Genomic DNA, 14,620 nt, shown 5'->3' on the forward strand with positions numbered 1-14,620 from the left:
GGAGCCATGCACACAATAAGTAAACGCGCGCGATCGCCAGAGCAAAAACACGACGTGCGCTCGCCTCTTGCCCGCGCCGCGACCTCGATGTCGAGAGCAAAAGGCAACGTTACCGGGGAGCACGCGCAACGAGCACACGAGGACGCCCGGCGAGGTCGTCTACGATGCGCACGTCGGTAAAGCCGGCTTCGCGCGCGATTGCCGCCGCGGCCTCGAGGCATGTCTCATGGAGCTCCACCGCATACCCGCCGCCGGGCTTAAGCGCATGACGCGCCCACGCGGTAAGAGGCCGGAACAGGTCGAGGCCATCGGCTCCCCCGTCGAGCGCAAGAGCGGGTTCGAAGGCGCCCACCTCGCGCGGCAACCGGGCCATCACGTCCGTCGGGATATAGGGCGGGTTCGACACAACCAGATCGAGCTTGCCAACGAAACGAGGAGGGACGGAATCTCCCAGGTTGCTGTTTAAGACGTAGACGCGCTCTTTAAGGCCCAGCGCCTCGACGTTTTCTCGCGCCAGGGCAAGAGCCTCGGGCGCGATGTCGGTCGCCAGCACGCGCGCATCGGGGTGCTCATAGGCTATGGAGCAGGCGATGCAGCCCGAGCCGGTGCAGATGTCGGCAATATAGAGCGGAGCATCATCCGAAGCGACGGGGCTTGCAGCGCCCGTCCGCTCGAAATCATCCTCAGTCCCCTCGGCTACGCCAACCTCCCCGGCACCGCCTGCCATCGTGGCGTCGACGAAGGAGCCGTCTTGCGCGTCGGCTCCCTCGGCGCTCGACACGGCTGCCGTATCAGACGGCACGGTCGCACCGTCCCCGTCGAGGCCCTCCGCCGCAGCCTTCTGCGCTGCCTCCCTCAGCAGCAGCTCCTGCGCCTCATTCTCGGTCAGGACCGAATCGGTGGCGTGACGCCTGCGGGGCGCCGGCAGAAGGGCGAGAGCCTCGCTCACCAGCACCTCGGTCTCGGGGCGCGGAATGAGCACGCCGGGGCGTACCTTCACCGCTATGTGCCGAAACGCCACCTCGCCCGTGATGTACTGGAGCGGCTCCCCTGCCCCACGGCGCGCCACATAATCGCGCAGCACCTCGCGCTCCTCCGGAGCAAGCGGGCGCTCGAAGTTCACATAGAGCTCGACGCGGCGCAGGCCGCATGCCTCGGCAAGCAGCCACTCGGCAGAAAGGCGCGGGTTGTCGTCGCCCTTGCGCTCCAAATACCCCCGGCACCAATCCAGCGCCGCCTTGATTGTCCAAATTTCAGACATTATTCGGTAGCGGCCTCGAGCTTCCTTGCGCGGTCGGCGGCCTGGAGCGCGGTGATCACGTCGCCCAGGGAATCGCCCATCAGCACGCCGTTGTAGGTGGAGTTGAAGCCGATGCGATGATCGGTCACGCGATCCTGAGGCGCGTTGTAGGTTCTGATCTTCTCGGAGCGATCGCCCGAGCCGATCTGTGCCAAGCGTTCGGCGCCCTCGGCCGCCTGCTGCTCGGCGAGCATCTTTTCGTACAGGCGCGCACGCAGAACCGCCATGGCCGCGATCTTGTTCTGAAGCTGGCTTTTCTGGTCCTGCGACTGCACCACCAAACCGGTGGGAAGATGCGTGATACGCACAGCGGAGTCGGTGGTGTTCACGCACTGGCCGCCGGGGCCGCCCGCACGGTACACGTCGATACGCAAATCGTTCTCGTTGATCTCCACGTCGATTTCGTCGGCCTCGGGCAGCACGGCAACGGTGGCCGTGGAGGTGTGAATGCGCCCCTGGCTTTCGGTCTTGGGCACGCGCTGCACGCGGTGCACGCCCGATTCGAACTTCATGACCGAATACACGTGATCGCCCTTGACCTTGAACTGAATCTCTTTATAGCCGCCGGCCTCAGAAGGAGAAACGTCCATGGTCTCTACCTTCCAGCGGTTGGACTCGCAGAAACGCATGTACATCTTGTACAGATCGCCCGCGAAGATGGCCGCCTCGTCGCCGCCGGCGGCGGCACGAATCTCAACGATGATGTTCTTCTCATCGGCGGGATCCGAGGGGATGAGCATGAACTTGATATCTTCCTCGAGCTGCGGGAGCTTCGCCTCGGCCGCCGCAATGGTCTCTTGGGCGAATTCCTTCATGTCGGGATCGGCGAGCATCTCTTTGGCGTCATCGATATCGTCGCACGCCTGGATATACTCGCGAGCCTTGGCCACAAGCGGGCCCTGGTTGGCGTATTCCTTGGACAGGCGGGCGTATTCCTTCTGGTCCGCGAGTACCGCGGGGTCGCCCAGCTTCCCCTGAAGCTCGGCGTAGCCTTCAATGATCTTTTCGAGTTTATCGCGCATGATAGTCCTTTTATCGCATGCCGCCGGCTGTGCGCGGACGGCTTCCTGGTGAGTGTCAGCGGAATATAATACCACGCCCTCGGGCATATCACCCAGCTCAAGCACCGCACGCACGCTCGCTTCACGCGCCCTCCACGGCACGCCGGCCACCGAAAGCTACTCCGTCTTACCGCGATCGTCTACGATGCGTCCAGCTCGCACGAGCCCCGCGCCCTGCGCATTCGAAGCAATGGCGGCCCGCGTAGGCGACGTGTCGCCATTGAACCACGCGTCTATGCGATCGAGCGCCCTGCCGCATGCGCCCCCATCGACAAGAGCCATCACGGGCCGCTCGAACGCGTGCTGCCTCACGAGGTCGATAGCCGCACACGTCAGATAGACCCCTGCAGCTATGCCCACCGCCACAACGTAGAGCGCGGGCGCCGGAAGCCCTTCGAGCAGATAATTATGCTGCCATAGCTCATGGCATACCATGGGATTCTCATGGATGAGGTACACGCCAAAGGCGCACGATGCCAAAACGTTCACCCAGCGAACGGAGAACGGGCGCGCCGACATGAACAGCATGAACAGCCCCACGGCAGCAGCCAGGGGCGGCGCCTGATTAAGCCCTGCCAGGCGCTGGGAATCAGTCCATACGTCATTCACCCCCAGCGTCACGCTCAACGCCAAATCGACCACCACCCACAGAATGGCTACCGCCCACACCGCATGGGAGCGTCGCATACGCCACATGAGCACCGTGCAACCGACAAGGGCGGCGATGCATACGAGCCGAGGCGCAACAGAGGCCGCAGCATGCTGGGGAATGAGCGACCCCCACACGTTGACCATGGCCGAATTCGCCATCATTGCGCCTACGCCTACCGCAAGCATACCCACAGCCTTGGCGGGCCGCTCAAAAACGTTATAAAGGCGCCAGTATGCGGCGAGGACGTAAAGGAACAGGAACCACAGGACCCCGCTTTCCAAAAAAGTCGCCGAGAACGCGGTGGGAAGCATGCACAGGATCGCGAACGCAACCAAGACAAGACGGCGATGCTCCTCACGTGAGATGGAGAGCAGAAAGCGGTTCACGAACGGAGAGAGCAGCACCATGACCACATAGGAGGAAACGAACCAATACAGATAGGACGACAGAGGCGTACATGCCTGCTCGATGGATTGGGTCGTCACCTGCGAAGGGTCGATGAAGCACATCGCCGCAAGAATTCCAAGAGAGTAGAAGAGCGTTTCCAGGACAACGCGAACGAGCGAGCGAATCTTGAACCGCGACCGGATGAGGAAATACGCCGAGATGAAAATGAAGCAATCGACGCCCACCTTGCCGCCCATGCTAATCCAGTCGATGAACACGCGTGGAATGTCGCCCGTCCATTCGCCGTGCAGCGCGAAATGGTGCAGAACGATGAGCATCATGCATACGATGCGAAGAAGCTCGAACCGGGAATCCCTCTCCTTCTTTCTTGCACTGGACCGATCCGAGAATCGCCCGACTGAATGCGAGGCTTCCCCTTCGATACACCTGCAGGCCCGCATTTTTAAGCACCCTCTTTCCGCCTCATCGTACCCTAGGCGGCTATACTGCGGCCGTCGACGATGCGGATGATACCGCGCATCGCATGCGGCTGTAGAATTCGACAAAGTGCCTCCACGCGCAAGCGCCCCTATACGGCAGATGACGCAAAACAAAAAGCCGGATCGCTCCGGCTTTTCGCAACACGCGCCATGAGGCACGTTATCGGGCTTGCGCCAGGCCTACTGAGCGGCGAGCGCTCCCTTCATGGCGTCGTAGGACACGTCGGCGGTCAGGTAGCCTTTGGCCTTCATCCATTCGAGAACGGGGTCGACCATCTCGGAAGTCGGCAGCGCCGCCTCGGGATACGTTGAGATGGGATAGGTGTCGGCCACCAGCTCGGGCAAGCTCGCCTTTTCCACGAGCAACGCACGGAAGCTCTCCGGATCGGCGTTGACCGCCTCGACCGCTGCATCCCACGCCCGACGCACGGCATCGAGCGCCGCCTGACCGCCGCCATCGATCCACGATTGGTTCACCGCGAACACCGACTGGCTGATATTGTCGCCCTGGGTGTCATCGGCCAAAAGCACCATGCCGCTTGCCTCGCCCAGCGCAAGCAGGCTGCCCGGCAGCGCCGCAGCGGCGACCTGATTGTTCGCCATGGATTCGTAGCGCACGGGCAGCTTCTTGATCTCCTCGCCCACGATCTGGTCATCCGGCACGCCGGCCGCCTCCATCAGGCGGTCCATCACGTACTCGGGCACGGTGTTAGAGCCCACGCCAATGCCCTTTCCCGCCAGATCAGACAGACTCGTGATGCCGGATTCGGGGCTGGTCATAATGCCGAAGCGACCTTGGTCCGGCGTGGCGCCCAACGTGACCCATGCAAGGTTCACGGCGGTGCCGCTCGCCGCCAAAGCCGCCGAAACCTGCGCATCGGTCATCGCGCCGTCGATCTCGCCGGCAGCGAATGCGGTGGAAAGCTCCTGGGCGCTCTGGAACGTGATGATTTCGACGGTATCAAGGCCGGCATCGGCGTACATGCCGTTCGCCTCGGCGATCCAGAACGGAAGCGAATCCTCGGTCTGAAGCGTGCCTATTTTCATCGAAAGCGTCTGCGCCTCACCGTCTTGAGCGGGGCTTTCGTCCCCGGAAGACGAGCATCCGGCGATGCCGAACGCTCCCAGCGCCGCGACGGACGCCGCTGCGAACTGCGTGAATTTCCTGCGAGTGAGCATATCGTGCCTTTCTCTCTCGTTTATGCCGCCCTCATGCATACGGCCTCAAGACGTGCCTCGGGGCGGCAGTCCCTCCCCTGGAAGCTGAGCCTGCGCCCTAAAGACAGCAGACGCCCGAGATGGCGTGCGCGCTAGCGAAGGGCGCCTTGGCCACTCGAACGGCTTCCCAGTGCATTCGCGCGATTGTAAAGTCACCATTTGAAGGGAGCATGAAGAAGCCCGTAGTTGCACAAATTATTGAGATTGGGGTACGGCCAAAACCGTAACGCGGCTTACGCCGCCGAAAGGCAGGCTGGGTCGGATCAGCCCGCCCAGCCTGCCGCCAGCACGCTTTGCCCCGAGCCGATCCGCCGCCCGCCCGCCTCGCGCCCGACCAGACCGGCGGCCAGCACCAGCACGACCAGGCCCGCGGCTCACGTTAGCGCAGCGAAAGATACTCGAATGCAGCGGTAGCCGCATTCGCCCCGTCGCCCACCGCAGTGGATACCTGACGCAGCGCCTTGGTTCGCACGTCGCCCGCCGCAAACACGCCCGCAAGGTTGGTTTGCCCCGTTTCGCCAGCGACCACATAGCCTGCAGAGTCGAGCTCTATGCCCGTACCTTCGAGAACGCCCGTGCGCGGACGCGTTCCCACCGCTACGAAGAGGGCCGACGTGGGCACTTCGCTCGTCTCCCCCGTCTTTACGTTGCGCACAGACACCGCCGAAAGCGCACCATCCTGCTCATGCAGCGCATCTACCACGCAATCGAGGTGCATGGTCAGATTGGGAAGGGCGGCGAGGGGCTGCGCGTACACCGCGTCGGCACGCAGGGTGTTGCGACGGTGGATCAAATGGACCTGCGAGCAGATGCGAGAGAGGTAGAGCGCGTCGCCCGCCGCCGTGTTGCCGCCGCCCACCACAACGGCCACTTTGTCTTTGAAGAACCCGCCGTCGCAGGTGGCGCAGTACGACACGCCGCGACCGGCAAGCTCCGACTCGCGCTCCACGCCCAGCGGACGCGGCTCGGCGCCCATGGCCAGAATGACCGCATCGGCGGTGTAGACGTTTCCGAACGCGGTAGTGATACGCTTGGTTGGCGCGTCAAGCTCGAGCGATGCCACCTCCTCGCCCACAGATACCGCGCCGAAACGCGCCGCCTGCGCGCTCATCGCAAACGCCAGCTCAAACGCATCGACGCCCTCGGCGAAGCCGGGGTAATTGTCCAGGCGTTCGGTATCGGTCATCTGCCCGCCCGGCCCCATCCGCTCAAATGTCGCCGCGGAAAGCCCGGCGCGCGCCGCATACAGAGCGGCCGTCATGCCGGCAGGCCCCTGTCCGATGATAGCCACGTCGAAATGCGCATTATCAACCATGTCAGGTCCAATCTCTCAAATATACCCATGCGCTCCGTCCCCAATGCCCCAATGCAACACGAACGTGGAGCATGAAGAAAAAAGCGCAATCCGCTGGCGGAGTTCACATCGGCGCCTTGTCATCTGTCGTTTCGCCCGGGCTGTCCCATGACAAACCCGAACAGCAAGATGCGAATGCCGCACAACGCTCATGATACAGAAAAGGCCCGCCAAACTGACGGGCCCGACGAAACGGATTTACGCAAGCAGCGCCAGGAGGCTCTGCTTGGGCTGGGCGCCCATGGTAGAACGCTTGATCTGGCCGTTTTCAAATACGATCAGCGTGGGCACGCTCATGACGTTATAGCGCTGCGCCAGATCGGGGGATGCATCCACGTCGACCTTGTATACCGCAGCCTTGCCCTGGACCTCTGCCGCCACCTCGTCGAGGATGGGAGCGAGCATCTTGCACGGGCCGCACCACGTTGCAAAGAAGTCCACCAACACGGGCCCCTGAGCGCCGAGAACCTTGGAATCGAATTCGGAAGAGCTGATAACCTGCGCCATGATGACACCTTTCTCGTTGCCGGATAACGAGACGGCCGAACCCCGACTGGCCCCGCTCTCCGGCGGCTTATTTGATAGTCAAATAGTATCATATATTGCTCCGCATGCATACGACGCGAGGTTCCTGCACGGTTTCGGCACATTGCGGGCGGCAAACGGCTAGATTCCGAGAAAAGTGAAGTTTGGGGTGGATAACTGCCATATGGTCAAAATGCTTCCAATGGGCGCGTAGAACGTTTATTTTCAGCCGGCTGGTCAAAAACGACCCGAATGGGCGGCGAGCAAGTTCGCTGTGACCCTTCCAGCCCTTGAAATAAAGCTCAGAAGACAAAGGATCGAACGCTGTTCCAGATTTCCGAGCATTTTCGGATGTCCGTACCGCCGCTACGCCGGAATCGGACGATATCCGCGACTTCGCGAACAGTCGAATCGCCCATCTGGGTCGTTTTTGACCACGGCATCGTTCAGGAACGTATGAATCGCCCAGATGAGACAATTTTGACCACTCGCAACTCAGCACTCCCTGCGCGACCCACGAATGCCATTCCAACCCCATTCTGACTACGCTCGCGGCTCGACGCTCCCAGCGCGACCCCTCATGGACGTTTCGTAACGCTTTCGAATCGTCGAGCGCTTCGCGCCCCGATAGCCTCCTCTCTCGCCTACCATACGGTGAGGAAGCAAAGGAGAAGGCATGAGAGCATCGTATTCCCCCACCGACACGAATCGTACGCCCGCCTGGACCGGACAGGACATCCTCGACGTAAACCTGGTACTTGAGGGCGGAGCGATGCGCGCTCAGTTTACCGCCGGAGTGCTGGATTTCTTCATGGACCACGGCGTATGGTGCAAAAACGTGATCGGCACGAGCGCGGGATCGCTCTGCGGATACAACTATGTCGCCGGAGAAGTGGGTCGCACGTGCTTCCTCAACACCAAGTACTGCGCCGACCCTCGATACCTCTCCATGCGCAATTTCGCCACGGCGGGCAATGCCATCGGCACGCAGTTCATGTTCGAAGAGATCCCCGACAGGCTCGACCCCTTCAACTACGACGGATTCGACCGCTCCCCCATGAAACTGACCGCCGTATCGAGCGACCTGGAGCTTGGCGAGGCCGATTACCACGTGCTGGAAAACGGCCACGACACGCAGTATCTCCTTGCCTCGTCGAGCATGCCGCTCGTGTGCAAAATCGTCGAGGTGGACGGCAAGAAGCTCCTCGACGGCGGCCCGTGCGATAGCGTGCCGTTGCTTCACTCAATGCTCATGGGCACCGCGCGCAAGCACATCGTTGTGCTCACCCAAGATGAGACTTACCGCAAGAAGCCCAACAAAACCATGCTGCTGGCGCGGCGCGTCTACGCCGACTACCCCCTGTTCTGCGACCGCATGGAATACCGTCATTTCGAATACAACCGCTGCTACCGTTGGGTCGCACGCCTGCACGATGCGGGAGAGGTGTTTATGATTCGCCCACCTGAACCCGTGACCGTGGGCAGCATGGAGCGCGACCCCGAAAAGCTGTTCGTGCTGTACGAGCAAGGTTACGCCCAGGCGGCAGCGCAGTGGGATGACCTGCAGCGTTACCTGGAGAAATAACTCAAACCCGCCTATACCATCTTTCGAACGCGCATGGCTATGCCCTTAGGCAAAAGGCGCGGGCCGAACGCAGCGATAGCGGTGCCGATGCGGTATGCGGTCGATTCCGACATCACACGGGCCTTGTCGCGGCTCGCTACCGTCTCGCGACGCAGGTACTGCTCGTAGCTCATCGACGCCAAGCGTTGAAGCTTGCGATACGACTCGGCGTTGATGAAATGCGCGCTCGGCAGATTCAAGGCGCTCTTCATGTTGCCGAATGTTCCCTTCAATAGCTCGAAGTAACGGCGCTCGTCCTCCAAATCGCCCATCTCGGAAAGGTCGGCGAGCATCGCCTCAACGATATAACAGTGAATCCCGCGCGCCACCTCCTTGTTGTGCTGGGACCCCTCGAACTCACGCAGCTTGCCGAACACCGCGCTACGGGCCTCGGCAAGCGCAGGGCGTTTCTCGATATAGGCGAGAGGGCTGCGCACGCTGCGATAGCTCTGCCGTTTGGGAGCGCACCCGTTCATCAGCGCAACACGATTCGCCGCCGCGATGGCCTTCGTGGAAAACAGCGTGCACCCCGCGTTTTCCTCCGCGTCAAACGCGAGTCCCGCGCCTTGGATGAACCCGCGGCGAAATGCCTTCGACGCCACCCCGTTGGGCGCGGCGAGCATCAGGCGGTCGCGCATGCCGGCCGCCTCCACCTCAACGCCGTTTTTCTCGGGAACGTCAACCGCATCCAGATAGGCAAGCTTCTTGCCGAACACCACCATGTCGGCCCGCGGGCATGCATCCAACGCACGCACGATCTTGGCGAGAAATTTCTTGCCGAACGCATTGCGCGGATCGGCGAAATACACCACCTCTCCTCGCGCCCGCGCAAGCCCCGCCGCGAACCCTTGCGGAATGGAGACCTCTCCCGCCTCGATGACCGAGAAGCGCTTGTCGCGCCCCGGAAAATACGAGGCCACGTCACGCGTGCGGTCGGAAGATGCGCAATCGACGCATATCACTTCGAGGCTCTTATGCGCCTGCTTCGCCAAACTGTCCAGGCAGCCCCACACATACGGACGCACATCCTTCATCGAAACAACGACGCTCACGCGAGGAGACCCCGCAGCCGCCCGCGGCTTCACGCGCTCGGCGAGCACCCCCATAACGTCTTCGTAGTACTCGATCTGATCGCGCCTGATGCCGCGCTTGGCCCCGTAGAGCACCTCCGGATCCATGGCCGCAAGCGCCTCTTTGATAAGGCCGAACACCTCGGGATCGCTTTCGGGGAACCCGAATTTCTCCAGCACCGATTTGATGTAGCTGAACGTACGATTATAGAAGCATACGAGCACGTGCGGGTCGCGCTCGCCGATTCGGTCGAGCAGCGCGCGGATGTCGCGCAGGCGGTCGAACGGCAGGTGGAAATCCTTCAGATAGCTCGACGCATGAGGATTGGTCTGGCGGTAATGGTAGTAAGCGCCCGGCATCCATACGATAGACTGCGCCTGGCACAGCGTCTCGAAGAAGAAGGGGTTGTCGGCCCAGCCCGCGCCCTTCGGCTCGATCATGCGGATGCCGCGCTCCTCCAGGAACGCTCGGCGGTAGATGGCCGACCAAATGGAGGGGTGGTGGTAGAGCACCTCCCAATGCGTGTGCACCGTGAACGAAAAAGGCACATCGGGCATCTTGTTCATCAGATTCGAGGGTTCGATGTAGGGATCGGAGCCGTCCTCGAGGTCGTAATAGTTCCAATACGAGGATTTCACAATGTCCGCCGGATGGTCGCGATCGACGCGCACCTTCATCCGCTTGCGCGATACGCCCTCGCCGAACGCCGCAGCATACAGGTCGGCAAGCATGTCGGGCGCAATGAAGTCGTCGGGCTCGACAACGGCCACGTACTCGCCGCGCGCCTCGGACAGGCCGCGGTTGACCGAGTGGCCGTAGCCGCCGTTGGGCTTGTCCACCACGCGCACGCGGGGGTCGCGAGCCTCGTACTCGCGCATGATGGAGAGCGAGGAGTCGGTCGAGCCGTCGTTCACGCACAGAACCTCGATGCCGCGAAGCGTCTGCGCGAGCACGCTCTCCAGGCACTCGCGCAGGTAGCGCTGCACGTTATACACAGGGATGATGACGCTGACCGCGGGCGAAGCGCCGCCATCGTGGGATGAATGCGCCTCGGCGCCATGCTGCGCATTATCGGACACAGCATCCGATGCGGCAGAATGAGCGCCGCCCACGGCGCCCTTGCACGATTTGGAAGCATCTTGCGAAACGGTTGCGGTCTTTTTCGCCATACGCGGCACGGTCCCCTCTGGTTGTTGTTGAGCATCGGGGAAACGATACGGCTCACGCGGCCGTCAAGGTATGTCGTTCGGCGAATTTGACGCGCGGTTGACCGAAGGTTTGCACGGTCTTGGCAAAACCATCGCCAACGATTTGAATGGCTACGCCTGGTTGCGACGCTGCTGCTCGAGCACCTCGTACACTTTGAGCTCCCACTGGCGCCGGTCGGCCTTGGCCACCGTGTCGAGGATGGCGCCGGAGGCGAGCGACAGCACGCCGCAGAACACGAGCGCCACGGCGAGCACCGTGGAGGGCAGGCGCGGCACGAGGCCCGTGGCGAAGAACTCCGCGACGACGGGCACGCCCACGACGAGGCCGAGGGCGATGAACACGAGCGCGATCCAGCTGAAGAACGCCAGCGGGCGGTAGTCCTTGAACAGGGCGCCGATGGCCATGAGCACCTTGGCGCCGTCGCCGAACGTGGAGAGCTTCGACTCGCTGCCCTCGGGGCGGTCGCGGTAGTCGATGGGCACGTCGGCGATCCGCCAGCGCTTGTCCACCGCGTGGATGGAGATCTCGGTCTCGATCTGGAAGCCGGCCGAGAGCACGGGCATGGTCTTGACGAAGGCGCGGGTGAAGGCGCGGTACCCGGTCATCACGTCCTCGAACGCGAAGCCGTAGATGCGCCTGATCAGCCAGCGCACCAGGTCGTTGCCGAAGCCGTGGAAGGCGCGGTCGTTCTCCTCGCCGTAGGTGCCGTTGGAGAGGCGGTCGCCCACCGTCATGTCGGCCTCCCCCGCCGCGAGCGGGGCGATCAGCGCGGGCGCCGCCTCGGCCGGGTAGGTGTCGTCGCCGTCCACCATCACGTAGTAGTCGGCCTCCACGTCGCGGAACATCGAGCGCACCACGTTGCCCTTGCCCTGGCGGGGCTCGCGCACCACGATCGCGCCGTGCTCGCGCGCGATCTCGGCCGTGCCGTCGGAGGAGTTGTTGTCGTAGACGTAGATGTCGGCCTCGGGCAGCACGCGGCGGAAGTCGTCCACCACCTTGGCGATGGTGATGGCCTCGTTGTAGCAGGGTATGAGAACCGCGACTTTACCGTCCATGGGCGGATCCTTCTCAGAATAGGTGACAATGAAAGCGGGCCCGTACGACCCGCAGCCTTGGATTATAAAACATACCCGCTATCTATAGTGATGGTTTTCGCGTGTAGCAGCACGCCATTCGTGGGCACCTGTTTGGCCGACATGCCACAGGGTTTGCAAAAGAGGCGTCGGCGCACGGAGAAAACGCGCGCGTCGCACCATATCGGCACCGAAACGCACCTCATCCACGAGCCAGCACGCTAGTGCAGAAGATTGTTCTCTACAACCGTGTACGCGCGATACGTTGGCACCATCTTGTGCGAGAACAAGGCGTCTTTAAGCCACCGGCGCGAAAACGCACGCTCGCGTTCCAGGCGCGCATTCGCCGATGCGTAATCGACCTCCTCGCCAAGAAGCCTAACGGTGTCCCCTACGTTGCCGTGCAACCCATCCACTCGACGGCTTTCCAGACCGAGCACGCCCATCACGTCAATGAAGCGTCCCGCGCCCCTTTTGGCATTGGGAAACGCCACGAAGCGCTTCTCGAAGGCGAACGAGAACAGCATGCCGTGGAATGAGTCGGTGAGCGTGGCATCGGCGTGCTCGATGGCATAGAGCCACTGCTCAACACGGGGCTCGTCCAGCACATAGACGCCTCGCGTCTCGCCGCCTGCGAAACGCGCGACATTGCCCTTACGCGTCTTGGGGCTCATATCAACCGACACCACAACGGGAATCCCCGCCTTGTTTGCGATTTCCGCGAGGTCATCAAGTGTGGTATCGTCCGGATCAAGGATGTAGGCGAACAGATAGCCGCCCCCCTCCAGACGCGGCATCTCGCCCGCCACGCACGACGGCTCATCCGCCTGTGCCGCCAGCGCGTGAAAATGCGAGGCATCGCAGAGAATGGCGGGGTCGAGCACTTTCACGGCATCGTGGCCGTACTCGTTTCTCACCAGGTCACGCGAAAAGTCGTCGCGCGCCGATACCGCATCGAATTTGGCGAATTCGTAGCGCATGCGGTTTTTTGTAACCTCGTCGATCGCATGCGTCGCCTTGCCAAAACTCGTACCGTACGCTATGCGCTTACGGTCGGGGTTCACGAAGCTCAAGAAATACGTGTAGCCATAAGGCCTGAACAGCCCCGGGTTCCACAGCTGGTCAGACCCCAACACAAACGAGTCGCAGAACTCATTGAGCTCGCCCATGCGAGTAAGAGGCCGTCGCGTAGAGACCGAATACCCCTGCCTGCGGGCGAACTGCGTGGGCTCAAGCGTGTCGCCGCGAGCGGACCCCAAGGGATTCGCGATCATGAGAGCCGAAAGCCCCATGGATTCCAAAACCTTCACCAAGCCGTAGTATGTAAGCACGCTCCCATAATTCTCGCCGTACCACAGGCCATACACGCCCACATCGAAGTGGTTCTCGAGGCCATAACGAACCGCCTTCGCAAAGGGGTACTGGCCGAGAAGCCTGAAGAACCGAGCGCGATGCACATGAGCCTTGAACGGACGGTCAATCGTGTAGTTGCGCGGGCGCGCCTGCGAGAGCGGAAGCGTTTCGCATCGGGCCATACCATCTTCGATCGCCTCGAACGCCGCCCTGCCTTTCGCGTTGTTCACCAGCGCGAGCGACGTACCTTTGCCGTCGTTGAGGGAGCGGTCGTATTTCTCTACGCCCCACCAGTCGCCGATGGAAAGATCGGCCACGCGCGGCAGCCTGGTGAACTTGCAGATGGAACAAAACGGGCGCTGGGCGAGGCAGCGCAAAAACATCAGATAGAAAGGGTCGTCGGTGCATCTCTCGCGACGAACGCTCCCATCCTTCATATACGCATTCATATGGGTCGACCATCCGAATGCGCTCTTGTCGCGGAAATTGATCTCGGACACGCCATTCTCGGGATACGTCTCTTTCAGATACCGACGGAACAGGCCCGGCGAAGGCACGCCGTGGCAGATCAGGTCCACCGTGAGAAGATTGTCGTAATCGCGACCCAGATATGCATAAAGCCCCGCGATTTGGCAAGGGCAGCCGGAGTAGAGCACCTGCCGCCCGGCATCGAGTGCGCGCTTGGCCTGGGAGAACGTATCTCCCGTGCTGCTCTGCACGTACTTCGAGCGCCGCAGCGCATCCAAATCGGCCACGGATTCCACCCCGCGATGGTGCACAGCATCCACCCCGTCGTACGCAGCGCCGAACACGATGCCGCCCGCCTCGAGCGTCTTTACCGCAAGCTGCGAGAACAGACCGCCAGAACTGCTGCGTGCGCGCATCCCGTCATCGGAAGCGATGGTGGCATAGCACATGGTGACCACGTCATTGGCTGGCTGGTCATTATAGATGGGACATTTTTTGATGCAGATGCCGCAATCGATGCATGCATCATGGTTCACCCGCGGATACAAGAAGCCCTCTTCGTCCTCGACCATCGCGATGGCGCCCTTAGGGCAGGCGTTGCGACACGATTCGCATCCGCAGCAGTGCTCCTTCTTCATCTGATCCACGATGGTCGGGTTGCCCGGATCCTGCATCTTCCAAGGATGAATATAGGGCCCCTGGAGTTTCGTGCCAGAGGCGAGCCCGAGCCTTCGCTTCATGCCGCGCTCGACTCGCATCTCAACCTTCTTCACAGAGCGCAGCCCCTTGATGATGGCGCGCTTCGCGGTCTTTTTGACAGACATC

10 protein-coding genes are annotated in these 14,620 nt (G+C 61.9%); 1 reads left to right on the plus strand and 9 read right to left on the minus strand.

The genetic code is table 11. The features are described from left to right. Nucleotides 1-109 precede the first annotated feature (109 nt). The 6 genes from DMP06_RS02245 to trxA form a co-directional block, all read right to left on the minus strand. Entirely contained in the window at nucleotides 110-1,261 is a 1,152-nt protein-coding gene (locus DMP06_RS02245; RefSeq protein ID WP_123208126.1) for a N5-glutamine methyltransferase family protein, read from the minus strand. Further along, the gene (gene prfA, locus DMP06_RS02250) at nucleotides 1,261-2,322 is read right to left on the minus strand and encodes a peptide chain release factor 1 (protein ID WP_123208235.1); all 1,062 of its coding nucleotides are present in this window, start codon (nucleotides 2,320-2,322) and stop codon (nucleotides 1,261-1,263) included. Before prfA ends, DMP06_RS02245 begins: the two co-directional genes overlap by 1 nt. 156 nt (nucleotides 2,323-2,478) lie before the next feature. Continuing rightward, nucleotides 2,479-3,861, minus strand: coding sequence for an acyltransferase family protein (locus tag DMP06_RS02255; RefSeq protein WP_123208127.1), 1,383 nt, complete (start codon nucleotides 3,859-3,861; stop codon nucleotides 2,479-2,481). 219 nt (nucleotides 3,862-4,080) lie between these two features. After that, on the minus strand, nucleotides 4,081-5,079 hold the full coding sequence (locus tag DMP06_RS02260) for an ABC transporter substrate-binding protein (protein ID WP_123208128.1): 999 nt from the start codon (nucleotides 5,077-5,079) through the stop codon (nucleotides 4,081-4,083). A 418-nt stretch (nucleotides 5,080-5,497) separates the two neighbouring features. Continuing rightward, complete coding sequence (locus tag DMP06_RS02265) at nucleotides 5,498-6,433, minus strand: NAD(P)/FAD-dependent oxidoreductase (RefSeq protein WP_123208129.1); 936 nt, start codon at nucleotides 6,431-6,433, stop codon at nucleotides 5,498-5,500. A gap of 237 nt (nucleotides 6,434-6,670) precedes the next feature. Further along, the gene (trxA, locus tag DMP06_RS02270) at nucleotides 6,671-6,979 is read right to left on the minus strand and encodes a thioredoxin (protein WP_123208130.1); all 309 of its coding nucleotides are present in this window, start codon (nucleotides 6,977-6,979) and stop codon (nucleotides 6,671-6,673) included. Between the two features lie 694 nt (nucleotides 6,980-7,673). Here trxA and DMP06_RS02275 point away from each other — a divergent pair. Beyond that, nucleotides 7,674-8,582 (plus strand): patatin-like phospholipase family protein, encoded by a 909-nt coding sequence (locus DMP06_RS02275; RefSeq protein ID WP_123208131.1) that lies wholly within the window; start codon nucleotides 7,674-7,676, stop codon nucleotides 8,580-8,582. A gap of 11 nt (nucleotides 8,583-8,593) precedes the next feature. Here DMP06_RS02275 and DMP06_RS02280 read toward each other — a convergent pair whose 3' ends face one another. From DMP06_RS02280 to DMP06_RS02290, 3 genes are all read right to left on the minus strand, one after another. Then, a complete protein-coding gene (locus tag DMP06_RS02280; RefSeq protein ID WP_123208132.1) occupies nucleotides 8,594-10,861 on the minus strand; it encodes a glycosyltransferase family 2 protein in 2,268 nt (755 codons plus the stop codon). A 150-nt stretch (nucleotides 10,862-11,011) separates the two neighbouring features. Beyond that, entirely contained in the window at nucleotides 11,012-11,956 is a 945-nt protein-coding gene (locus DMP06_RS02285; protein WP_123208133.1) for a glycosyltransferase family 2 protein, read from the minus strand. Nucleotides 11,957-12,195: 239 nt separating this feature from the next. Further along, nucleotides 12,196-14,619, minus strand: coding sequence for a polysaccharide pyruvyl transferase family protein (locus DMP06_RS02290; protein ID WP_123208134.1), 2,424 nt, complete (start codon nucleotides 14,617-14,619; stop codon nucleotides 12,196-12,198). Nucleotide 14,620: the final 1 nt, after the last annotated feature.

Origin of the sequence: Slackia equolifaciens (assembly GCF_003725995.1) — a bacterium.
GTDB lineage: Bacteria > Actinomycetota > Coriobacteriia > Coriobacteriales > Eggerthellaceae > Slackia > Slackia equolifaciens.

Bases quoted from the DNA above. Each gene is read 5' to 3' on its own strand.
- DMP06_RS02245 (WP_123208126.1), bottom strand. From the start codon at position 1,261: ATGTCTGAAATTTGGACAATCAAGGCGGCGCTGGATTGGTGCCGGGGG.
- prfA (WP_123208235.1), bottom strand. From the start codon at position 2,322: ATGCGCGATAAACTCGAAAAGATCATTGAAGGCTACGCCGAGCTTCAG.
- DMP06_RS02255 (WP_123208127.1), bottom strand. From the start codon at position 3,861: ATGCGGGCCTGCAGGTGTATCGAAGGGGAAGCCTCGCATTCAGTCGGG.
- DMP06_RS02260 (WP_123208128.1), bottom strand. From the start codon at position 5,079: ATGCTCACTCGCAGGAAATTCACGCAGTTCGCAGCGGCGTCCGTCGCG.
- DMP06_RS02265 (WP_123208129.1), bottom strand. From the start codon at position 6,433: ATGGTTGATAATGCGCATTTCGACGTGGCTATCATCGGACAGGGGCCT.
- trxA (WP_123208130.1), bottom strand. From the start codon at position 6,979: ATGGCGCAGGTTATCAGCTCTTCCGAATTCGATTCCAAGGTTCTCGGC.
- DMP06_RS02275 (WP_123208131.1), top strand. From the start codon at position 7,674: ATGAGAGCATCGTATTCCCCCACCGACACGAATCGTACGCCCGCCTGG.
- DMP06_RS02280 (WP_123208132.1), bottom strand. From the start codon at position 10,861: ATGGCGAAAAAGACCGCAACCGTTTCGCAAGATGCTTCCAAATCGTGC.
- DMP06_RS02285 (WP_123208133.1), bottom strand. From the start codon at position 11,956: ATGGACGGTAAAGTCGCGGTTCTCATACCCTGCTACAACGAGGCCATC.
- DMP06_RS02290 (WP_123208134.1), bottom strand. From the start codon at position 14,619: ATGTCTGTCAAAAAGACCGCGAAGCGCGCCATCATCAAGGGGCTGCGC.